Raw genomic sequence first — 21514 nt, forward strand, 5'->3', positions numbered from 1 at the left:
CCACGGCGAACATTCCCGGCCGCTCTCCCGACAAAGGAAAACAGCCTAACCACTGGCCGGATTTTACTCCGGCGCGGCAGCCCCAACTGGCGCCGCTTCGTGGCCTACTTTCTCACCGCCCTACACAGTCACGGCTGAAATCGTGACGTGGAAGGGAACGAAGCTACGATTAGTAGGTTCCTTCCGCATGACCACGAAGAAACCTGAGACATCGACCCGGGCCGCGCGTCTTTCACATGAGGAGCGGCATCGCCAACTCCTTCGAATTGCACGACGCATGATCGGCGAGGAGGGCACGGACGAGCTCACCCTGGCGCGCCTCGCTGAGCGCGCCGGCGTCTCGAAGCCCGTTGCCTATGATCATTTCCGCAGACGGATCGATCTCCTGCTTGAACTCTATCGCTGGATCGACACCGAGAAGGTCGATGCGTTCCGCGAACGCATGGAGAGTAGCCAGCTCGGCAGTCGGGAGACGGTCGAGAAACTGGCGCTGGCCTATATCGCGTGTGCCAGCGACGTGACCGGCGAGTTTCATGCGGTCGGCGCAGCCCTCGCCGGCACGCCGGAAAGAGCCTCGGTCTTCGCCGATCTGCTTGAAAACAGCGTTCGGATGTTTATCGCCGTTCTCGGCCCGCACGTCGCCGTCGCTCCTTCCGAACTTGAGAGGCGATGCCGAGCCTTCGTCGCATCTGGAGAATGCCTGGCGGCGGACGTTGTCATCGGCAGGAGCACATGCGCTGACGCCACCGCCACATTTGCCGCCATCATCGCGGGCGGCACCGGTTTCAAAGGAAGTCACCCTCAGACTGCAACTAAGCCCAGAAAGCAAAAGCCATGAAAGTCCTCAGATTTGAACCAGCCGATGCCGAGTTTTGGTGATGACGTGTCGTCCGCGTTACCGCGGCCTTGGACGGAGAAATGTGACGTTATCAGCGGGGGGTGCTATGAGGGCAGCGTCTATCGCAATGGCAAGCTGCTCTGAGGAGAAAGGCTTGGAGAGGCGTGGAAGGCTCTGATCCGCGCCATCGGGCAGTTCGACATAGCCTGTGGCAAGAAGGACTGGCAAATCCGGATGATCCTGCCGAATGGCGGCAATCAGCTGCAGGCCTGTCATCACTGGCATAGCGTGGTCGGTGATGACGAGATCCACCTTCGTTTGCCGGAGTATCTCCAGGGCGACTTTGCCGGAATGGGCCTCGACGACCGTGTGACCAAGCTCTTCGAGCAGAGCGACTGTGCCCATCAACACGATCGCGTCGTCGTCAACAGCGAGGATCGTCAGAGGTCCCTCCGTGTCCAGGCTTGCCTGTTCTGGAGGAGCTGTGGGAGCTTCATTGGCGATGGGCACAGCTGCTGCGACCGGTAGCCAGATCTCGGCCCTTGTCCCCACGCCGACTTCGCTTGAAAGCACAAATCGGCCGCCTGACTGCCCCGCGAAGCCGTGGACCATCGAGAGCCCAAGCCCTGTTCCCTTGCCAACGCCTTTGGTGGTGAAGAACGGCTGCGTGGCGGCAGCGAGCGTCGCCGAGTCCATCCCGCAACCCGTATCGGCGACGGTCAGGCAGACATACTCACCCACAGCAAGTTCCGAATCCACGGAAATCTTGCTGACGCCTCTGGTGGAGATCGTGATCGTGCCACCCTCCGGCATCGCGTCGCGGGCATTGACCGCAAGATTGACCAAAGCCAGTTCGAGTTGATTGGCATCGGCCTTTACCAGCGGAAGTCCGATTGGAAACTTGGTCTCAATTTGCACAGTAGGCCCGATCGAGCGCTGCAGGAGATCCGCCATCCCATGCACCAGTTCCGGCATGTTGACGGCAACAGGACGCAGGTCCTGCCGCCGCGAGAAGGACAGCATCCTCTGCGTCAGCGAAGCACCGCGCTCCGCGCCGATAATTGCGGTGTCGGCCAACTGGCGGAGCTTAGGATCGTCAGGAAGACGTTTGCGCAGGATTTGGAGATTGGCCAGCACGGCAGCGAGGAGGTTGTTGAAGTCGTGGGCTAGGCCGCCGGTCAGCTGGCCCAGCGCTTCGAGTTTCTGAGACTGGCGAAGCTGCTCTTCGGCCTCACGCCGCGCCGTGATATCGACCAGTCCACACAATGCCTGGACGAAACGGCCGTCGCCGTCACGCTCAATATGCGCCGATAGCAGGCAGTGCAGCTGCCGCCCGTCCTTCGTGATGAACTGATACTCGACGCCGCGTACTTTTTGAGAGGCGAGCAACGCGGGCCAGTCCACCTCCACGCGCCGTCGCGCGGAGGCTTCCGTCATGAAGTCCGTCAGCGGACGCCCGACAACTTCATCCAGCTCGTAGCCGAGCACGTCGAGCCATACATCGCTGACATGTTCGATGCAGCCGTTCTCATCGAGGGCGTGCAGTGGGAGCGGCGTGCGCCGATAGAGCGTGACGAAGCGCTCCTGGCTTCTCTGCAGTACGGCTGCTTCGCGTGCACTTGCGAGGGCAAGGCGCTGATCAACGATGGAGGCAAGCAGCGCCAGGAACAGGATGAGGAACGTCAATGCGGCAACGGCGGACGCTAGAGCCATGGGATCGAGCGCTGGATCCATCACCATGTCGGCGGCATCAGGCCGCATCCAGACGGTTGCTGCCGCCATGCCCGTATAGTGCATGCCCGAGATCGCAAGGCCCATGGCGCCAGATGCGGCGAGCTTGCGGGAGGAAACCGTTCCCGCAAAAGCCAGCCAAAGCGCGGCTATGGAAGCGCCGATGGCGATGCCGACCGAAGCCGCCACCAAACGCAGATCGTAGTCGATCGTGGCCGGCATCTGCATGGCATGCATGCCGAGATAATGCATCGTTGCGATGCCGCATCCCATGATCAGACCGCTGGCGATGAGGACCGGCCAGCTCACGACCCGATCACAGACCAGCGCAAATCCGACGCCTGTCACGACGATCGGCAGAGCGAGGGACAAAGCGGTGAGAGTGAGGTCGTAACTGACCTCCATCGGCATTCTGTAGGCAAGCATGGCAACGAAATGCATCGCCCATATGCCGCCACCCAAGGCGATCGCTGCCGTTACGATCCACCCCGTCCGTATCCATCCCGCCGCATTACGCACACGGCCAGCGAGATCGAGAGCAGTATAGGCTGCCACTGTCGAGATGCAGATGGAGAGAACGACCAGCGGCCAGCTATAAGTGCCTTCGACGATCATGACCTCCAGCTCCCCTTCGCTCGCTCGGAACTCGCGCTGCACGTTATCCGTCTCGGCGGGAGCGACAAAACTGAGGAGATGAGCAGCACCGCCCCTGTCGCAACGATCGCGTATCGCTCCGGTAAAATCTGTTCGTCCCTTCAGATTCATCAGCACGCGACCAGGTCAAGCACTGTTATTGTTAGACACGGGTCATCAGCATGGCAGGAGCATTGGCCGAGTAAGTATCTGAACGGGCTTCGGCCCTCGCTGCTAACGCATTTCCTCTTAAGCCTCCGCGGATCACAGGCCTTCTCATCCGGCGATGCGCGAAGCGCCCTCGGCACCTCGCCGATTCATCCCCTCTTCAAAAAGCAGAAAGCCGTTTCGGCCTGAGTTTTTCACCCGATAAAGAGCAACATCGGCCCGGCGCACAAGATCGGTCTGATTGGCCGCACCCTCAGTCGCAATGGCAGCGCCGATCGAGATACCGATAACGACGTGCTGTTGCATTAGAACGAAAGGATGCTCAATGGCCATGAGGATCGCTTCGGCAAGCCGCTCCACGTCTGTCCGATCTGGAGCGAAATCGCGCAAGACAGCGAATTCGTCTCCGCCGAGGCGAGCGACAAGATCGTTTCGCTGAACCGTGGTCTGCAGCCGTTCCGCGACCTGGCGGATCAGTTCGTCGCCGGCCAAGTGCCCGAGCGTATCGTTTACCGCCTTGAAGCGGTCGAGATCGAGATAGAGGACGGCGAAGCTGCGACCGGTCCGCTCGAACTCCCGCGCCCGCCGTTCAAGATAGTCTTCGAAGGAAAACCGGTTGGCGAGATCGGTGAGCGGATCATGATGCGCCATATGTTCAATATGCGCCTGTGAGCGAAGAAGCCTGACGGTGGTCCGGTAAAGATGCAGCAGAAGGAGCCCTGCCAGCAGCAGGATCGTCCCGCCCGCGATCATCAGCGTCGGCGCAAGCTGAGAGACAATCTCCTTCCCCGGCTGCTGCACGGTCCACACCAGAAAACCCAGATCGCCGCGCGCGGAACTCAGTGGAAAAGCGGCCTCGTGCGCGCCAATCGTTCCCGTCCAGGAGAAACGCGGCCTGAGGATCATAAAATCCTCTCCCAGCTCCGTGAGGAAGGCGGCATCGAGGAAGTTTATTGCGATGTGAACCGGCTCACTGCCGGTCAGCGGGCGACCATCGGCGGTCTCGGGGAGAATTGGGGCGATACTGACAACAGCCGGGCGGTTCTCAAGGAGGATGTATCGGCGGAAGAAGGGCGATCCCGAGCTGGCGGCTGCCGGAGAAGCCATGAATTGGCGCAACTCCTTCACGATCGGCTCGATGAGAGACGCATGTGAAAAGTACGCGTCTGGCCTTCTGCGTTTGCCGTCGATCATGGCGTAGAGCGAGTGATCGGTCCCGTCGAGAATGAACACGCGGTCGATGCCGAAATAATCATGCATCCATACGCCGAGATTATCGTCCAGCCAGTCGGAATCGACGGGAGCCGAGAGGCCTTTGACTGCCTCGTCCCATGTCGTCGAGGTGAGCTGATCTCTGGTGATCCGGGCAATTCGATCATCCACGAGCCGTCGAACCAGACGCGTTTCCCGGTCGACGGAGGCGATGTCCGTTTTGCTTGCGGACCAATACACGGTGGCCGCGACGAGGCAGCCCGTGACGATCAGGATCAGCAAGGCCGGTAGCACGAACAGAATTGGCAGATGTCTCGTCACGATCGCCGCGATCATGGCTGTCCTCCTTGCAGCCCACTATCGCTAGCACGAGGAGGTAAAAGCTTTTCCGCTCAGCGACTTAGAATGCCTGCAAGTATGGTGGTCAAGCGTCGCTGCCAATTGGCCATCGCCAGAAGCAGAGTTGCCCAGCGATCATCGAGCCGGCGGCAATGAAAGAGCATTTGTGGCTACGATGGCGCCCCACGTCTTAATTTTTGTGCCAAGGACATCTGAAGGTGTTGCGCATCCTGTGGCACAGCGAAGTAGTAGCCTTGGGCGTGCGTGATGTTCAGCTTGCGGAGGGTCTCAAACTCGGCTTGCGTCTCGACTCCTTCTGCTACCACTCGGATTCTCGTTTGCTGAGCAAATTCGGCGAGCGCCATGACCATGGCTTTGCGCATCCGGTCGCCATTGATGGCGCGGATCATGCTGGTATCGAGCTTGATGATGTCGGGCTTGAGCGCAAGGACGTGCCGCAGGCTGGAATGACCTGCCCCTGCATCGTCGATAGCAATCCGTATACCTCTCTTCCGGAGCGGATGGAGAGCGCGAATAATGGGGCCATAGTCTGATATTGGAACGTGCTCGGTGAGCTCGATAACGATCCGCCGGGGGTCAAACCCCGCGAGGGCATCTGTGGCATCGGCGGAGGTCAGCGTATCAGGCGAGAGATTGACGCTGACGGAGAGATGGTCCGGCAGCTTTGATGCTGCCTGCAGAGCTTTCCGCACTGCGAGCAGTTCGAGGTCAGTGCCCCATCCAATGATGCTGGCGGCTTCGAACCAGACATCGGGTCCCCGTCTCGGCTCGGTCCAGAAGCGGGACAGAGCTTCTACTCCGACAATCGAAAGATCGGAAGTTCGCACGATAGGCTGGAAGACGATGCGCGGGTCACCCGCCTCGACAGCTGCCTGCAGTTCTCTGGCCTGCGCGTCGCGCTTGTGCACCGAGAGGACATGACTGTCCAAGCCGGACGCAGTCAGGCTCGCGAACGTCCGCATAAGTTCGAGATCTTGGGCGTTCAGAGAGGGTTTCGGGGTATGGCTAAGGCAACAGAAGGTTCCGAATACGCGGCCATCCCGGAGCCGGATCGGAACGCTGAGATGAGCGCCGATCGGAAAGGATTTGGTCTCGGGCAGCGCCTGACATAGCGGGACAAGCGCTGTATCCGGGATCAGTTCGGGAAGCCTGCCGGCGATCACATGAGCGCAGTACCCGACTGCGAGCGGCATGACAGTCCCAGGACGAAGCGGTGAAGCTTCCGCCGAACTGACGCCTTGGAAGATGCGGTCCTTCCCGAGGAACTCGGTGATGAAAGCGAGATCCATCCCCAGATGAAGCCGGCTCGCGACCAGAACACGCTCCATCGCTTCCGCCATATGGGGCGGGATATCCGTTGCCACTGCAGATTGACCAGACAAGTGCCAGGGCATGCGAACTCCATTTGGCCGCACCCGTCCTAACGGGACCTCCGACCCTAACCTACTTCAACGACTGGTATGTAAAGAAACCGTTCGTTACGCGGTTTTGTGATTTCGTCGCGACTGCGTGGGTTTTTGAAACGGCGTGGTCGCCTATACTTTGTCCGGGCGTCTGCCAGCCCCTGAGGGGCACCGCGCTCTATTACGGCAGCGGTCCACACTGCCGTCGCCGCGCACGGTGTTGCGGGTCCACAGGCGAAGCTGCGACCCGAGTTCGCGGCAGTCACTCCGGATAAGCCACGGTGACGGCGCTCTGAGTCAAGAAGAAAGGTGCCGTCAGCGCGATTTGGGACAGCGCCGGCTGGAAGGAGTGCACCGCAATTCGGTCCCGCGATAGGAGGGCGACGTTATCACACGACGTGCTGGAAGCTGCAAATGTCGCGTCCAACAACGAAATTGTCTAGTGTCATATGATATGTTATGGAACATGGATGCAAAATCTTCAGAATAATTCAATAAATTATAGGCGCAATCAAAATTGGTATTATGGAACTTCTTCGCTCCGAGGCACCGTGGTGGCAGCTGCCAGGATTTCAAAATCTTCGATTCAGTGATGTCGTTCGATAGCCGAAACCTGCGGCACGTAGCCCAGCTCATCGAGGACTGCTGAGACGATCTGGTGATGAGCCTTCATCATGAGCAGCGCAAAACGGTAATCGTGCCAGACCTCGTCGGGTCCTGCGTCATCGGCTCCGCACACCGCGTTGCTGCCTAAGCGATCATACAGATTTTGCGCTTCCTCGAGCCGCCGCCTTTGTTCGCGAATAACGTCGCAGGCAAGACGTTCAAGTTCGCTACCGTCCAGACCGTCAAGGATCGCGGCGATCGATCCACCCGCTGACGTCGGTTTTAGATGAACGCTGCGCATCTTCGGCAAAGTTGAAATTATCCCACGGCTTGGTCCGCGGTACGCCCCCGCGAACAGACAGATCATGACCCCAAGCCGGGGGTTGGAAAAACCGCTCTAGACGGCCCCTATGACCTTTAGCACCGAGGCACCTGGACATACGTCACAGGCCCCCGGCCATTGGCCAGAGGATCCTTGGCGCCGTAACGGCCGGCACCAAACCGCTAGAGAGGGGTTTCCACGCCCCAAGGCGGCGCGTACCGCCTCGGGACCGCTTCTATTTCAAGCGCGCGTCGATTTCCAGATGGGCGCGGTGCTTCAAGGGGGGAATTATTCCGCGGCCATGATCACCCGATCAGAGAGTTTCCCGTATGGGGGCACGGAGGCAAGCACCGGGGCCGGAAGCTCTCCCGCGGTGCCGAGCGTCACCCTCATCTCGTCGCTCATGTCGAACAGCCCGGCATAGGTCATCGTCCTGCCGATCCGGGTGGGCGTGCCCAATTGTTCGAAGCGACAGTCGATCGATCTGAAAATGCGCGCCATCCTAGCATCGAACACGGAAACGACGTGCTCGATGCCCGCTCGCTGGCACACCTCGATGATCCCGCAAAGCAGTTCAATCGTTGTGCGGTTGACCATGTGATTGGCTTCATGACGATCCTGCGACTGCAGAATTCGCGGATTGACGGCGAACCGGGAACTCTCCCAGATCAGCGGGCTCTCCACTGTTCCGCCGGGCATGAGGACCGGAAAGACGTCCCTCAGCATATTGGGTCCGGTCGTCGGCAGAAGCCGGACCGCTCCTCGCAAGTCGCCAGACTGCTCGTCGAGCGACAAGAGGTAGAGCGGGTCCTCGCAATCGAACCGATCGATCTCGCGGCCATTCTCGACATGCACCTCCCAGCCAAGCCGGTCGGCAAAGACCTCGGCGCGCATGCGGAACATTTCGTCGACCAAGGCGGGATGCTTGGATCGATCGACGCTTTCGACAGTGATGATCATTTTGGTCTCCGTTCGTTCGTAGACGACGGAGACGCCAGTTACCGGCGATCGCCGTGAGCCAGTATCCGGTTCATCAGCCGGGTTTACAAAGTTTGGAACAGCAAGCCCGTCCTATGCGCGATCGAGACCGCATGGGTGTTGCTGATGGCGTCGAGCTTGTGCCGCGCGCTTTCCAGATAACAGCGGACGGTATGCTGGGAGAGGCCGAGGATGGCCGCGCACTCCCAGGCCGTTTTGCCTTGCGCGATCCATTCCAGACATTCGAGCTCGCGCGGCGAAAGGTGCGCAGGCTGAGGCGCCAAGCCTTCGAGCCGCCGGACCCGATCATGGATATGCGTGGCAAGGACCTGAAAGTCGCGCATGTAGATGCGTTTCTCGCATTCCCATTCGCTTTCGCCGAGATCCGACGTGATCGATAGCAGCCCGCGATCGCCCTGGCGTCCATGGACGGGGATCGACAGGCCGCGCCTGCCAAGACCAAACTCTCCGGCTTCGCCGAATAGCGTGACTTGTTTGCCTTCAAGCCTGCCGAACTCGCTCCAATCGAGAGGAAGCAGGCGCCGGAGCCCCATGACGATCACGGGGTCGATTTCAGCGTATCGCTGGTCCTTGTACCGCTCGACCCAGTCGGGCGAGTATGTCACCGCGAGATAGGGCTCAGCATCAGGCGCCCGGGCGATCCCTGTGCCAAGATAGGCGGCACTCTTCAGGCCGTAGAACGCGATCAGATGATCCAATAGTTTCTCGATCGCTTCGCCGTCAGTCGCATTCTGAATCTCCGACAGCGCCGCAAAGAGCCGTGCATCAGCAGTCTCATTCATTCTCATTCTTCCACACACGCTAGTAGTCTGTTGCCCGGTCAGGCCGAGCTCTCGATCGCGATACCACACGTGGTGTTTGCATTCTCCGGCATTTAACCGTCGAACTTCAGTCGACCCGTTGCGACCCGGAGGTGATACGGGAGAGGTCGATCCGGATTTCCGCGTTTGCCGGGTCACGGCTCTCAGACAATTGTCCTTCTGAAAGAGGTTCATCGTCCGATGCACCATTTGGATCGATCGAGAACGCATCGCCTGGCTTGATCTCAGCCGTCGTCGGATCAATTGAGGCGGCTGAATCGGGATCGTCAGTATTGAAAACCTGGATCCCTTCGAACGTGCCGGAGAAGTAGGCTCGGATAGCAGCATCAAATATCGATGCCTCCGGCACCTCGCCGACCTCTTCAACGATGCGCAGGACTTTTCCGAAAAGCGCGGTGCCGAAGCTCAAATTTTCGCAAGGGTCGAACAAGTCGGCCGTGATTTCCGACGGCTCAGACAGGCCGAGCCCCGCGGGGTATTGCGTCACGCCGATCCGGACGTCCGCCCGTCCAACCCATTGTCGCGCAATATCGACGGCCCTCTCCGCCGTGCTGGGTGGTGGCGTCAGGACCCTCTTGTTTCCCTGATAGATCCTGACGGCGAAAGGATCGGCGGCATTCATTTCGGAGACGAAGCGTTGCGCAATCTCGACCTTCAGACGAGGGTCGACACAGTGATGGAGAAGATCGGCATCGATCATTGGGCACCTTGACTCATGTGTTGGAGGCCATGACCAGCGGCAAGCCGAACAACGACGCCCGCGCCACGGCGCACGCATTCTGGATCGCGATGATGTTGGCGTGTCCCGTCCGCCAGCTATTCCCGCGGGCAACGATGACGTCACGCTCGAACATCGACCGCAGCATCGGCCAGCCAGGCAGCTGCTCATAGCAGATCAGCCGCGCAATCGACGCCCCGGCAAATCTGCCGATTGGATCGGCGAAGACTAGCGCTGAAGCTCAATCGCCCGACCACGGCCGTGCCACTGGAGAGCAAGCCGCAGTGACGTGGCGCACACGTCATCGAACCCGTTCAAACCCGAGCGATGGGTAGTTTTTCCAGAAGAGCATCAATCCCGTCTGTGACTTCTTGAGCCTGAGGCAAATGCGACCTATCCTTCGCCCAGACTTCCTGGAACCGGGCAACGGTGTCTTTCGCGGTGTCGAGTATCGGCTTCTCCGGCAGGCGGGCTTTGGCGGCGAGATAAGAAAGCTCGTCGAGATCGAACCTATCGAACCGACGCTGCCGGGCGTATTTCAGGGCGGCTTCGTCGTCTGGAATGTATGCGACCGTCGAAACGAAATCATAGGCCGGCGACAGCGCCGCGCTGCGCCTGTCCGGATAGATGAGCGACCAGTTCTTGAGATGTAGGTCGGCATTGCCGATCAGCGTGTTGAACACCAGTCGCCGGGTAAATTCACGGATATCCTCTTCCGCGCACTCGGCGCCGATCACCGTCGCGATGTTCCTGTAGGTCGCGCTGCCGTACTTGTTGTCCGGGTAGACGCCGAAAACCTGCGCGAAATCCTCGATATGGATCGGCCCGTCCGGCGTGCGGTCAAAACGCTCGATAACATAGGCCTTGCCTTTGAGATCGCCGAGGCCGTCTGGAAGGTCTCCGATCTCCTCCAGATCGACAAGCCCGATCTTCGGCACGTTGATGCCGACCTGCCGGGCGAGCGTCATCATTGCGAACTCATTCTCTGGCACGCCCTCAAAGCGCGTAGAGGGAAGCTTCACGATCCAGGAGCCGCCCACACCTTCGGCCGGGATGGTGAGGCCCGTATTGACCTTATGATCGTTGAGCGCTGAGAATTTCAGCTGCACACCCGCGAGTGAGAAGCGCAGCGCGTTGCCGCGGCTTCCTCGCCTCACATTGACCTCGTCCTCCGGGCTGATCGGCCAGGCCTGTCCGTCAGCGGTTTCGATGGTCAGCGCCCCGGGCAGGTCGCGGCCGAGCGCCGCCAGGAGAAAGTACTCCCTTTGTGGGTTTACGCCTGCGCGCTCCGCGAGATAGTCCCGCAGATGGCCTTCCGGCAGCATGTTCGAGAAGAAAGGCAAAAGGCGCGTGCGCGTCGCAGGCAGTTCGGTGATGAGCTGCCCGAAATCATCCTTGAAGGACAGGCTGAGGACGGGCCTGTGCGGGTCATCGATATAGCCGTCAGTGAAGCTGAACAGTGTGCGGTCACCCTGGACATGGGTGAGCGTACCGATCGTCTCGCCATAAAGCTTCACATTCAGCACCGAGACGTCAGCCATCGCCGGCCTCCCCGCTCTGCCGGAAATCGATGTCGTCATCGTCCAGCCGGTAGGCGGGGCGCGGCTTGGACGGCGTCAGCTGCGGGCTGTTCGCAAGATGGCTGCGGAGTTGCCGGGCGACATCGGCCGTTTGCGTGATCTCGCGCAGCGTACTTGCCGGTAGGGTGATCTCGTCATTCCGCTTTTTGAGCTGCGCCGTCTGCTTCTGGATGTCGCGAATCGGCTTCGTGATGCTGCGGATTTGCTCCTGATACCGGGTGAGGTCTTTAACATGGCTCGCGATCTGCAGGCCTTCCTGGAGGGTGCGAAGTCCGCTCAAATCTGGGAAGGTGCTGCGCAGTTGCGCGATGATGTCGAGCGCCCGGCGCACGTCTTTGGATGTATCCGCGCTTGTGGTTGCCTGAGGCGGCGATACTGTGCGCACCACGCTTTCAACGGCCGGGAGCGCCTTACGCGGCACGAGCTTGAGCTCAAGCTCGAGCGCTCGCGCCAATTCGATCAGGCTGGACAGTCTGATATCGGCGTTTCCCTGCTCTATCTTTGAGATATGGCTTTGGGGTACGCCGGTGCGCTCGCTGAGAGCCCGTTGGCTTAGCCCTCTGGCTTTTCGGGCATTTTTCAGCGCCTCAATAATGTCCTCGCTCGCATGCTTCATGATCTGCAACTCTATATCATTTGTGGCCTAATATATGGTTTAGCATATAGTCAACAGAGTGTCGATTTTGATCTCCTTTGACATATCGAACGCTGCAAATGATCAGCTAAAGCAGATCAAAATTTACGCCGAGGTGCCACTCAACAAGAGCGGCCGAGGCCAATGGCCGGGACTGTAAGCGGCTTCTTTACATCCAAACAATCTGCTGGCGAGGTCTATTGCAAGCTCTACTCGAAGCCGCCTGCACTGTTCCGCATCTGGTTATGCGGTCGAGCACCGCTCATCCTAACTCAGGTGTTGAAGGCCATGACCAGCGGCAAGCCGAACAACGACGCCCAGGCCTCGGCGCATGCCTTCTGAATCGCGACGATGTTGGTGTCTCCCGTCCACCAGCCGTTCCCGGTCGCGACGATGACATCAGGCTCGAACTCCATCGACTGCAGGACCGGCCAGACAAGCAGCTGCTCGTAGCAGATCAGCGGCGCAATCGACGTGCCGGCAAATCTGCCGGTCGGATTGCCGAAGACTTGCGCCGACGCGCCGCCGGTCGACCACGGTTGCCACATGGACACCGGGACCGGCATGCGCTCACGGTAGAGGATCCGCGCTTCTTTCCAGGATACTTTGACCATGACGTTGTCGTAGCCGGCTTCAGTCACGACAATCGCACCGCCGGCAACCGTGACGTCGAGATCGGCAAGCGCGTGCTCCCAGAAACGTTCGGTCGTCGGCGTCCAGATGCCGAATGCGCTCTCCGGCAAGACAATCCGAGTATGACCGGCCGTCGCGGCATCTTGGACCAAATGGATGGTCGCGAGATGCTGCTCGTAACCGGCATGCTCGCCGGAACTTCCATGGTGGAACTCGGTGTCGATCCCGATCCATCCCTCCGGTGTTTTCGGTGGGCTCCAGGTCATGGCTGACAATGCGAACGCAGTGCCGAAGAGAAGCGTCGGGATTGGCCAGATGCGCGTCGTCATCATCGAGAGCCCCGCTCCCGTCGCGGCAAGGCCCCACCACCCCCAGCCGGGAAAGAGGATGCCTGCGGCGGTGATGGGGCTTGCCCAACCAGTGATGCCGAAGGGCGGCAGGCTCATCAGGATCCAGGCAATCGCATAGCGTATCGGCCGATGCGATCCGGATTGCGGGGTCCACAGCACCGTATGGACCAAGACGAAGAGCGAGGACGCGGCAAACCAAAAGCCAAGCGCAACCCCCATATCAGTCGTGTAGAAAATCGAGACGCCGACCGGCAGGCCGCGCGAGGCCGCGAGGAAATACGACAACGCTGTCAGGCCGGCGACAAACCGGCCAGGTGCAAAAGCCCAAAGGGCCGGGAACAGGACGGCGGCGGGCAATGCCAAGGGCTCGCCGCACCAGGCAACTGCGCCAACTCCGACGCTGGCTGCGGAAAAACCAAGATCGATCAGACAGTCACGGACCGAAGGTAAGGATGGGTGTAGCCAGGCCGAGAACACCTTTGGCCAGGATCGGCCCGAAGTAGCGTGAGTCATACGAACCCTTGAACGGGGAATGGAGGAAGAGAAATCCGGACGGGACGACGCCGCCGGGATAGGGCGGCAATGATCGGCCGGAGCCGTCAGCCGCTTGAAGGTCGGAATGAGGAAGATCGCGCCCATCGATGCTGATCGATGCCGCGACGCCGACGCGGTGACCCGACGTCGCAACCACCGTCTTGATCAGCGGACTCAGCCAGCCTGGGCATAGCCCTTGGCGGAGATATCCTCGTTTCCGGGCGAGTTCGAAGGTCGCATTGCGGGGCGGACAGATGAAGACGCGATCCCCGATCTGAACATCGCGTTGGATCGTTTCGATGCGCCAAAGACCGAGCGGATAGCTCGGCGAGAAATTGATCCTGAACCCGCCCCACACGCCGGCGATGAAGACGACGATCGGGAGAGAAACAAGGACGGTCAGGACTGCAAAGCGGCCGCGCGTGATCATTACTTCAGCGCCTGACTTTGGCGCTGGGACTGCCGCAACGCTTCCGTCTCCTTCAGCGCGACACGGGTGCGCTCCTGAGCCGCGATTTGCTGGCCCGTGCGCATCAGCGGCCAGTTCGCGGCGAGCTTCTCGCGCTCGGCAGACGCCAATCCGGCCGCCGCCTTTTCGAAGACCGAACCTTTCGGTTCTTTTGCATCCAGGGAGAGGAAAGCTCGGTCTCCGAACCGTTCGGAAACGGCCTTGTTGAAAGCGTCCAATTCGGCTTTGACGATCCGGTCCGCGAGCGCGAAACCGAGGGCTGCGGGCAGGTCGTTTCTGTCGATCGCGTCGCGGACCTTTTCAAGGACCCGACCAGCCGCGGGTGAGAGGCCCGGAATGTCGATCGAGAGGCGTTCCCTCTGCGCCCCCTCCGCCGCAACGAGCTTTTGCCGGGTCGTCTGCCGCATTTCGAAATAGCGCTTGAGATCGCGATGCAGGGCCGGACCATTGAGCATCGCGACGCGGCGCTCCTCACGATCCGTCTTACTGGCCAAGATGCCCTCGCGGCCACGGAGAGCGCCGAATGTTGCGGGATTTCGATCGATGGCAGACAGGCGTTCGGCAGCGACTTTACTGTCCACCATCACGGCGTCCATGCGCATTGCGGCAAAGGCGGTTTCAGGCTCGGCGTAAACGAGACGAATGCGATGGGAGACGTTCTCCCACTGTTTCTGCAGCGTCGGTTCAGCTTGCAGTCTTGCCTCGGCCGCATCGGCAACCGTGAGAGTGAATGCGGCGACGCCTTTGACCATGGGCTCAATCTTTCCTGGTGATTGCCGGGAAGGACGATGCGGGTCCCCGGCAAGCCCGAGCCAGGGACCGACCGCGCGGAGCCGGGCGCCGAGATCGACGAGTTTCTGCTTTTGCCGCAGCGTCCATTGCATCCGGTTGCGCATCAGCGTCCGGGCGACGCGCATCAGATGCAGACCACGATTGTTAGCAAACCGCAGTGCTTGCCGGTAAAAGCCGCTGTTCGCGTAATCGAGCGTGACTTCCTTGGCGTTCTTTCGCGAGAGAACCTTCTCGAGCCCGCCTGCGATCTGGAAGGATCGGCTTCCATAGTAGAGCGCCATATCCTCGCGGTGCCGCGTCATCGCGACATAGGTCAGATGCCGATCGAGGGAGAGCGAGGCGAGCACCTTGACCCGGTCGACGGTCGCGCCTTGCGATTTGTGGATCGTCGTGGCGTAGCCGTGATCGAGGTTGCGATAAAAGCGCTGGTCGACCTCAACGCGCTTTGCCCCCTCGCCGTCTCCGACGAACGCGACAAGCCGTCCCTCGGCGGCGTCGACCACCTTGCCGATCATGCCGTTCTTGACGCCGAGCGAGCCGTCGTTTTTCAGGAAGACAATCTGGTCACCGGCCGCAAAATGCCGCTCGCCGTCTTCGGTCTTGAAGGCATGGCCGTCTTCGATCAGACCGCGCTCGATCAGCTTCTGCCGCGCCATGGTGTTGAGGAGCCGCACATCGCGACGAAGATGGGCGAGGATCAGTGACGACTTGGCCGGATCGTAGTCCTGGTTCCAGTCGGCGATCAGACGGTCGATGGCTTCAGCCTTCAGCCTGGCACCGACAAGCTTGCCCTTGGCCGAATATGCGGCAAGCGCCTTCGCCACCTCGCCGCGCGCCAAATTCAACGAAGCGGCGCGCATCCAATCTTCGCGCTGGCGATAAATGGTCTCGAGTTCGGCGTAGCCAGTGCGCTCGACAATGGCACGAAAAGCCGCTCCCGCCTCGATCGGCTGAAGCTGCTCCGCATCTCCGACCAGAACGAGTTTGGCCCCGGCCTTTATGACGGCTTCGACGAAGATTGCCATCTGTTTCGACGCGACCATGCCCGCCTCGTCGAGAACGAACACCGTCTTGTCATCGAGACCTCCCCTGCCCTTGGTCCAGCCGAGCTCCCAGGAAGCCAGCGTGCGGGACGGAATGCCCGCTTCCTTTTCAAGGCCTTCGGCCGCCTTGCCGGCGAGCGCACCGCCGACGACGGTGTAGCCGGCGAGCTCCCAAGCCTCGCGCGCGGCCTTCATCATCGTCGTCTTGCCGGCCCCAGCCCGGCCCACGACGGTCGCGATCCGCTCAGGCCCCGCCACATGCTCGATCGCCGCCGTTTGCTCGTCCGAGAGCCGCTGATGTCGAGCGAAAACGGTTTCGAGGAGCGCGGCGTTCAGACCAAAGCCGCTCCTCCCCGAAAGCCAGTCGGCCCGGCTGACCATTTCGGCCTCGAGCTTGATCATCGCGCGGGTCGTCAGCCGTGCCGGAACACGGGCGCCAGACGCAAACTCGATCGTCTGATCGGCAAGCTTCAGGCATTCGGGGCTTTGCATGATCCGCTCCAACAGACGCTGAAAGGTTCCGGCATCGTCGACGATGCGGTGCAGCACCTTGGCGATATCTCGCTCGTCGAAGACGCTCTTTTCCGAGGTGATCATGTCGAGCACCAATCCGGGCCGGGCCTCGATCCGCGCGGCGTTCTTTTGCCGTTGCGCCTGATGAAGCGCGAGACGATCGAGACCGACCGCCTGCCCGTTTTGATCCGCCTTGCGCTGAAGCGCCTTGGCTCCAACGCCGATATGGGTAGTGGCCACGAGGTCGATGCCGCGCTCGGCATAGGATCGGCCGTCCACGCGAACTTCGAGACCAGCCATGGCGAGATGCCGGTTCTGCAGATCGAGCCAGCCTTGCCGTTGTTCGAGGAACTCTGCCTTCTCGCCCGACCAAAGCTTGTATTGGATCTTGCCGCGTTCCGTGCGGGCCGGATTGCCCTCTGCATCCAAAACCGGGACCTTCTTGGCGCCGAACCCGGCCTCGGTCAGCGGCCGCAGCGTCGTCATCAGATGGATGTGCGGATTGCCTGGGTCGTCATGAAACACCCAGTCGGCCACCTGCCCGCGGGCCAGCACCTGTTCACGAACGAACTGGTCTACCAGCGCGGTATTCTGATCCTTCGAGAGTTCGACCGGCAGCGCAATGATGAACTCTTTGGCGAGCTGCGCGTCGGAGCGCTTCTCGAAAGCCTCCACCTTGTTCCAGAAGGCTTCCGAGGCGCCTGCCACAGAACGGTCAGCAGTGAGCGCCCGCGCCCAGGCCGGCGCCTCCGGGGGCAACAGGATGTCCTCGTGGGCGAGATTGGGCTTGTTGGAATAGTCGACGGTCCGCGCTTCCGCCTCGTGCTCCATCTTCGCGCAATGGCGATACGCGGCTGACAGCACCGCGCTGCGGCCATTTCCGCGCGAAATCAGCTGGGGCGTGAAATGCGTGATCGCCACGACGCGGCATGCTCCTGAAAGACCAAAGTCCAGCATTGGTTTGAAGGAGCCGCCCTCGCCTTTCGGCGGGCCGCCGGCAGCACGTCGCCATCCGCGACGTATTACTGCGCCCTTGGACGCTCACCTTCGGATCGCTGGGATGATCTCTCATTGAGACGGGTCTCTCGACCCGGCATTTCTGCCGTGATGCGCTTCGCGCACACGCGGGCGATCCTGCTCTTGCCTTTTCAGGCGTTCATGAGAGTCGGGAGCAAACGGAATGAAGAAGCCCTCATCCAAGATCAGGGAAGAGATCACCAGACTGCAGAACCAGCTGAAAGCCGCCGAAACCCGCGAGGCCGAGCGGATCGGACGCCTCGCTCTGAAGGCAGGGCTTGGCGACATCGAGATCGACGAGGCGAAACTCCTCGGGGTGTTCGAGGAGGTGGCGAAGCGATTTCGCACAAGCGGAGCCGACGCCAAACAATCCACGGCCGCGCCGATCCAGACTGTCCCGGCAGCGGGGCAGGATCGCGAGGTTTGAGCGGATGGACCGGTCAAGCCAGAGCGCTGCGCGGAAGAAGGACGCGCATGAGAAGATCCAGCTCGGCGGTCTGATCGCCAAGGCGGGCCTACGCTATGAAAAGCGAGCGCTTCTGCTTGGACTGCTGATCGACGGGGCTGACCGGATCAAGGACGACGATGCGGAGCGCACACGGCTGACCGCGATCGGCGAGAAGGCATTCGCCGGTGATGCCGGCTAAACTCCTTCTCCTGGTCGGAGCCCCTGCCCTGATGCTCGCCGCGAGCATGGGCCTGACCGGTGTCGACACGTGGCTTGCCGCCTTCGGATCGTCGGCGCAGGCACAACAGACGCTTGGCCGGATTGGCTTGGCGGTTCCCTATGCGATCGGAGCGGCAATCGGCGTCATCACTCTCTTCGCAGCGCGCGGCGCCGTCGCAATCAAATCGGCGGGGCTGGGCGTTCTGATCGGCGCGTTCGCGATCGTCGTCATCGCCTTCACACGCGAGTTCACCCGCCTGGCGGGCTTCGCTACCTCGGTTCCGGCGGGACACAGCCTTGTCGAATATGTCGACCCTTCGACAGCGATCGGCGCGATGACGAGCATGATCGCCGGCATCTTCGCCTTGCGCGTCGCGCTGCGCGGAGACGCTGCCTTCGCCAGTCCAAAGCCCCGTCGGGTGACAGGCAAGCGGGCAATCCACGGCGCGGCGGATTGGATGGCGATCAGCCAAGCCAAACGCCTGTTCGGCGAGGATGGCGGAATCGTTGTCGGCGAAGCCTACCGGGTCGACAAGGACAGTGTCGCTTCACGCAGTTTCAGGGCCGACAAAGCGGAAAGCTGGGGCGCGGGCGGCAAGTCGTCGCTCCTTTGTTTCGATGCCACTTTCGGGTCGACCCATGGCCTGGTATTCGCCGGGTCCGGCGGATTCAAGACGACGTCGGTTACGGTGCCGACAGCGCTCAAATGGGGCGGCGGATTGGTGGCACTCGACCCGTCGAACGAGGTCGCGCCGATGGTGATCGACCATCGGCGGGAAGCGGGCCGCGAGGTCTTCGTGCTCAGTCCGACGACGCCTTCGACGGGCTTCAACGTGCTTGACTGGATCGGCCGGTTCGGCGGCACTAAGGAGGAAGACGTCGTTGCCGTCGCAAACTGGGTGGTGACGGATGTCGGCCGTCAGGTCTCGGTGCGCGACGATTTCTTCCGCGCCTCCGCCCTCCAGCTCCTTATCGCCCTGATCGCCGATGTCTGCCTCTCGGGACATACCGAACGGGAGAACCAGACGCTGCGGCAGGTCCGCATGAACCTGTCCGAGCCCGAGCCCAAATTGCGGGAGACGCTCCAAAGAATCCATGACAATTCCGGGTCCCGCTTCGTCAGGGAAAACGTCGCGGCCTTCGTCAACATGACGCCGGAAACCTTCTCCGGGGTCTATGCCAATGCGATCAAGGAGACCCATTGGCTGAGCTATCCGAACTATGCGGCGCTGGTCTCAGGCTCGAGCTTCTCGACCGACGATCTGGCTGACGGCAAGACCGACATCTTCGTCAATCTCGACCTCAAGACGCTCGACGCCCATCCGGGTTTGGCGCGCACGATCATCGGCGCGCTCGCCAATGCGATCTACAATCGGAATGGCGAAATCGAAGGCCGCACGCTCTTCCTCCTCGATGAGGTTGCACGTCTCGGCTATCTCCGCATTCTGGAAACCGCCCGCGACGCAGGTCGCAAATACGGCATCAGCCTGCTTCTCCTGTTTCAGTCGATCGGGCAGATGCGTGAAACCTATGGCGGGCGAGACGCGACATCGAAATGGTTCGAGAGCGCGTCCTGGGTTTCCTTCGCGGCGATCAACGATCCGGAAACCGCCGAATACATTTCGCGGCGATGCGGCAACACCACCGTCGAGGTCGATCAGTTGAGCCGGACATCGCAGATGTCGGGATCGTCACGAACACGCTCCAAACAACTAGCCGCTCGGCCGCTGATCCTGCCGGACGAAGTCCTGCGAATGCGCGGGGACGAGCAGATCGTCTTCACCGCCGGCAACCCGCCGCTCCGCTGCGGCCGGGCCATCTGGTTCAGGCGCAAGGACATGAAGACCGTCGCCGGGAAATGTGGATCGGCGTGGAATAAGGACCCTGTCTGAGGGGTGATCGGCGTCCAAACGGGACCCCTCTGGCATTGGGGTCCACGGTGTTCCCGAAGTTATCGGGGGCCGAGATTGGGATGCTGGTTGTGGAGACGATCGGGAAGATCCGTCGCGCGTATTTCGTCCAGGGGAAGTCGATCAAGGCGATCGTCCGCGAGCTGCGGGTGTCGCGTCGGACGGTGCGCAGGGTGATCCGCTCCGAGGAGACGGAGTTCAGCTACGAGCGAAGCTCCCAGCCGCAGCCGAAGATCGGCCCGTGGCGCGACCAGCTGGACGCCCTGCTGGCGGCAAATGCGGCGCGGGCCAGCCGGGAGCGGCTGACCATGATCCGCATCTTCGAAGAGCTGCGTGGGCTCGGCTACGAGGGCAGCTACGATGCCGTTCGACGGTATGCGGCCGCCTGGAAGCGCCGGGAGAGCGAGGCGACCGCCGCGGCCTACGTGCCGCTCAGCTTCGCGCCTGGCGAGGCGTACCAGTTCGACTGGAGCCATGAGGTCGTGGTGATCGACGGTGTCACCACGACGGTGAAGGTCGCGCACGTCCGGCTCTGCCACAGCCGGATGATGCTTGTGCGTGCCTACCCGCGGGAGACCCAGGAGATGGTCTTCGACGCGCATGACAGGGCCTTCGCCTTCTTCGGCGGAGCCTGCACGCGGGGCATCTACGACAACATGAGGACGGCGGTGGACGCGGTCTTCACTGGCAAGAAGCGGACCTACAACCGCCGTTTTCTGCAGATGTGCAGCCACTATCTGGTTGATCCCGTGGCCTGCACGCCGGCGTCGGGCTGGGAGAAGGGTCAGGTCGAGAACCAGGTGGGCACCGTCAGGCAGCGCTTCTTTGCGCCGCGGGTAAAGGTGAAGAGCTACGACGAGCTGAATGCTTGGCTCGAGGACCGCTGCGTCGCCTGGGCCAAGGCGCATCGGCATCCGGAGACGCCGGAGCGCACGATCTGGGAGATGTTCGAAGAAGAACAGCCGAGCCTCGTGCCTTACCGCGGGTCCTTCGATGGCTTCCATGCCGTGCCAGCTGCCGTCTCGAAGACCTGCCTCGTCCGTTTCGACAGCAACAAGTACTCAGTGATGGCCAGCGCGGTCGGGCGGCCCGTGGAGATCCGCGCCTACGCCGAACGCATCGAGGTCCGCCAGGACGGCCCCGTGGTGGGCGAGCACCGGCGCGCCTTCGGTCGCGGCAAGACGGTCTACGACCCTTGGCACTATGTGCCGGTGCTCGCCCGCAAGCCCGGGGCACTGAGGAACGGGGCGCCGTTCAAGGACTGGGAGTTGCCCGCTCCTCTCGAGCGGGTCCGCCGCAAGCTCAAGAGCGTGCCGGACGGCGATCGGCAGATGGTCGAGATCCTCAGCGCAGCGCTCGCGGATGGCCTGTCGGCCGTCGAGGCCGCCTGCACAGAGGCGCTCGCCGACGGCGTCCACTCGTCCGACGTGATCCTGAACATCCTCGCCCGCCGGCGCGAGCCTGCCCCCCCGGCGACGATTGCGACACCCGAGGCCCTGCGCCTCGTCCACGAGCCGGTCGCCGACTGCGCCCGGTACGACACCCCGAGGAGGGCAGCCCG

General features: G+C 61.5%; 17 protein-coding genes and 1 pseudogene. 5 read left to right on the top strand and 13 right to left on the bottom strand.

Annotation, left to right across the window (positions count from 1 at the left end):
* Positions 1-187: 187 nt before the first annotated feature.
* Entirely contained in the window at positions 188-838 is a 651-nt protein-coding gene (locus GTK09_RS25085; protein ID WP_163466151.1) for a TetR/AcrR family transcriptional regulator, read from the top strand.
* Between the two features lie 57 nt (positions 839-895).
* On the opposite strand, the gene GTK09_RS25090 is transcribed toward GTK09_RS25085, so the two are convergent.
* The 13 genes from GTK09_RS25090 to traA form a co-directional block, all read right to left on the bottom strand.
* Positions 896-3334, bottom strand: a complete 2439-nt coding sequence (locus GTK09_RS25090; RefSeq protein ID WP_312869959.1) for an MHYT domain-containing protein — start codon at positions 3332-3334, stop codon at positions 896-898.
* Positions 3335-3478: 144 nt separating this feature from the next.
* Positions 3479-4918: a diguanylate cyclase domain-containing protein gene (locus tag GTK09_RS25095; protein WP_163466152.1), complete on the bottom strand. Its 1440-nt coding sequence runs from the start codon at positions 4916-4918 to the stop codon at positions 3479-3481.
* Positions 4919-5091: 173 nt separating this feature from the next.
* A complete protein-coding gene (locus tag GTK09_RS25100; RefSeq protein WP_163466153.1) occupies positions 5092-6336 on the bottom strand; it encodes a sensor domain-containing phosphodiesterase in 1245 nt (414 codons plus the stop codon).
* A 595-nt stretch (positions 6337-6931) separates the two neighbouring features.
* Positions 6932-7318: a transcriptional repressor TraM gene (locus GTK09_RS25105; RefSeq protein WP_163466154.1), complete on the bottom strand. Its 387-nt coding sequence runs from the start codon at positions 7316-7318 to the stop codon at positions 6932-6934.
* Positions 7319-7561: 243 nt separating this feature from the next.
* Positions 7562-8233 (bottom strand): acyl-homoserine-lactone synthase, encoded by a 672-nt coding sequence (locus GTK09_RS25110; protein ID WP_163466155.1) that lies wholly within the window; start codon positions 8231-8233, stop codon positions 7562-7564.
* 83 nt (positions 8234-8316) lie between these two features.
* Positions 8317-9054, bottom strand: coding sequence for a LuxR family transcriptional regulator (locus tag GTK09_RS25115; RefSeq protein ID WP_163466156.1), 738 nt, complete (start codon positions 9052-9054; stop codon positions 8317-8319).
* A 106-nt stretch (positions 9055-9160) separates the two neighbouring features.
* Positions 9161-9793, bottom strand: coding sequence for a lysozyme family protein (locus GTK09_RS25120; RefSeq protein WP_163466157.1), 633 nt, complete (start codon positions 9791-9793; stop codon positions 9161-9163).
* 13 nt (positions 9794-9806) lie between these two features.
* Positions 9807-9947 carry a hypothetical protein gene (locus GTK09_RS27265; RefSeq protein WP_203561199.1) on the bottom strand — a complete coding sequence of 47 codons (141 nt, stop codon included), beginning with the start codon at positions 9945-9947 and terminating at the stop codon, positions 9807-9809.
* Between the two features lie 178 nt (positions 9948-10125).
* Complete coding sequence (locus GTK09_RS25130) at positions 10126-11352, bottom strand: type II toxin-antitoxin system HipA family toxin (protein WP_163466158.1); 1227 nt, start codon at positions 11350-11352, stop codon at positions 10126-10128.
* Positions 11345-12007, bottom strand: a complete 663-nt coding sequence (locus GTK09_RS25135; RefSeq protein WP_163466177.1) for a helix-turn-helix domain-containing protein — start codon at positions 12005-12007, stop codon at positions 11345-11347. The genes GTK09_RS25130 and GTK09_RS25135 overlap by 8 nt, the downstream gene beginning before the upstream one ends.
* A gap of 290 nt (positions 12008-12297) precedes the next feature.
* Positions 12298-13521 carry a conjugal transfer protein TraB gene (locus GTK09_RS25140; protein ID WP_163466159.1) on the bottom strand — a complete coding sequence of 408 codons (1224 nt, stop codon included), beginning with the start codon at positions 13519-13521 and terminating at the stop codon, positions 12298-12300.
* Positions 13442-13972, bottom strand: a complete 531-nt coding sequence (gene traF / locus GTK09_RS25145) for a conjugative transfer signal peptidase TraF (protein WP_163466160.1) — start codon at positions 13970-13972, stop codon at positions 13442-13444. The genes GTK09_RS25140 and traF overlap by 80 nt, the downstream gene beginning before the upstream one ends.
* Positions 13972-17280 (bottom strand): Ti-type conjugative transfer relaxase TraA, encoded by a 3309-nt coding sequence (traA, locus tag GTK09_RS25150; RefSeq protein WP_163466161.1) that lies wholly within the window; start codon positions 17278-17280, stop codon positions 13972-13974. Before traA ends, traF begins: the two co-directional genes overlap by 1 nt.
* A gap of 259 nt (positions 17281-17539) precedes the next feature.
* Between traA and traC the strand changes: the two genes are divergently transcribed.
* From traC to istA, 4 genes and pseudogenes are all read left to right on the top strand, one after another.
* Positions 17540-17803 carry a conjugal transfer protein TraC gene (traC, locus tag GTK09_RS25155; protein ID WP_163466162.1) on the top strand — a complete coding sequence of 88 codons (264 nt, stop codon included), beginning with the start codon at positions 17540-17542 and terminating at the stop codon, positions 17801-17803.
* 4 nt (positions 17804-17807) lie between these two features.
* Complete coding sequence (traD, locus tag GTK09_RS25160) at positions 17808-18023, top strand: conjugal transfer protein TraD (RefSeq protein ID WP_163466163.1); 216 nt, start codon at positions 17808-17810, stop codon at positions 18021-18023.
* Positions 18013-19935 (top strand): Ti-type conjugative transfer system protein TraG, encoded by a 1923-nt coding sequence (gene traG / locus GTK09_RS25165; RefSeq protein ID WP_163466164.1) that lies wholly within the window; start codon positions 18013-18015, stop codon positions 19933-19935. The genes traD and traG overlap by 11 nt, the downstream gene beginning before the upstream one ends.
* Positions 19936-20015: 80 nt before the next feature.
* A pseudogene (gene istA / locus GTK09_RS25170) lies at positions 20016-21509 on the top strand (IS21 family transposase); the annotation flags it as partial.
* Between the last annotated feature and the right edge of the window lie 5 nt (positions 21510-21514).

The sequence above is a fragment of the Jiella pacifica genome (genome assembly GCF_010500815.1).
In the GTDB taxonomy this organism is placed as follows: domain Bacteria; phylum Pseudomonadota; class Alphaproteobacteria; order Rhizobiales; family Rhizobiaceae; genus Jiella; species Jiella pacifica.

Coding starts and splice junctions, on each gene's coding strand:
- GTK09_RS25085 (WP_163466151.1), top strand. CDS start 188: ATGACCACGAAGAAACCTGAGACATCGACCCGGGCCGCGCGTCTTTCA.
- GTK09_RS25090 (WP_312869959.1), bottom strand. CDS start 3,334: ATGAATCTGAAGGGACGAACAGATTTTACCGGAGCGATACGCGATCGT.
- GTK09_RS25095 (WP_163466152.1), bottom strand. CDS start 4,918: ATGATCGCGGCGATCGTGACGAGACATCTGCCAATTCTGTTCGTGCTA.
- GTK09_RS25100 (WP_163466153.1), bottom strand. CDS start 6,336: ATGCCCTGGCACTTGTCTGGTCAATCTGCAGTGGCAACGGATATCCCG.
- GTK09_RS25105 (WP_163466154.1), bottom strand. CDS start 7,318: ATGATCTGTCTGTTCGCGGGGGCGTACCGCGGACCAAGCCGTGGGATA.
- GTK09_RS25110 (WP_163466155.1), bottom strand. CDS start 8,233: ATGATCATCACTGTCGAAAGCGTCGATCGATCCAAGCATCCCGCCTTG.
- GTK09_RS25115 (WP_163466156.1), bottom strand. CDS start 9,054: ATGAATGAGACTGCTGATGCACGGCTCTTTGCGGCGCTGTCGGAGATT.
- GTK09_RS25120 (WP_163466157.1), bottom strand. CDS start 9,793: ATGATCGATGCCGATCTTCTCCATCACTGTGTCGACCCTCGTCTGAAG.
- GTK09_RS27265 (WP_203561199.1), bottom strand. CDS start 9,947: ATGTTCGAGCGTGACGTCATCGTTGCCCGCGGGAATAGCTGGCGGACG.
- GTK09_RS25130 (WP_163466158.1), bottom strand. CDS start 11,352: ATGGCTGACGTCTCGGTGCTGAATGTGAAGCTTTATGGCGAGACGATC.
- GTK09_RS25135 (WP_163466177.1), bottom strand. CDS start 12,007: ATGAAGCATGCGAGCGAGGACATTATTGAGGCGCTGAAAAATGCCCGA.
- GTK09_RS25140 (WP_163466159.1), bottom strand. CDS start 13,521: ATGACTCACGCTACTTCGGGCCGATCCTGGCCAAAGGTGTTCTCGGCC.
- traF (WP_163466160.1), bottom strand. CDS start 13,972: ATGATCACGCGCGGCCGCTTTGCAGTCCTGACCGTCCTTGTTTCTCTC.
- traC (WP_163466162.1), top strand. CDS start 17,540: ATGAAGAAGCCCTCATCCAAGATCAGGGAAGAGATCACCAGACTGCAG.
- traD (WP_163466163.1), top strand. CDS start 17,808: ATGGACCGGTCAAGCCAGAGCGCTGCGCGGAAGAAGGACGCGCATGAG.
- traG (WP_163466164.1), top strand. CDS start 18,013: ATGCCGGCTAAACTCCTTCTCCTGGTCGGAGCCCCTGCCCTGATGCTC.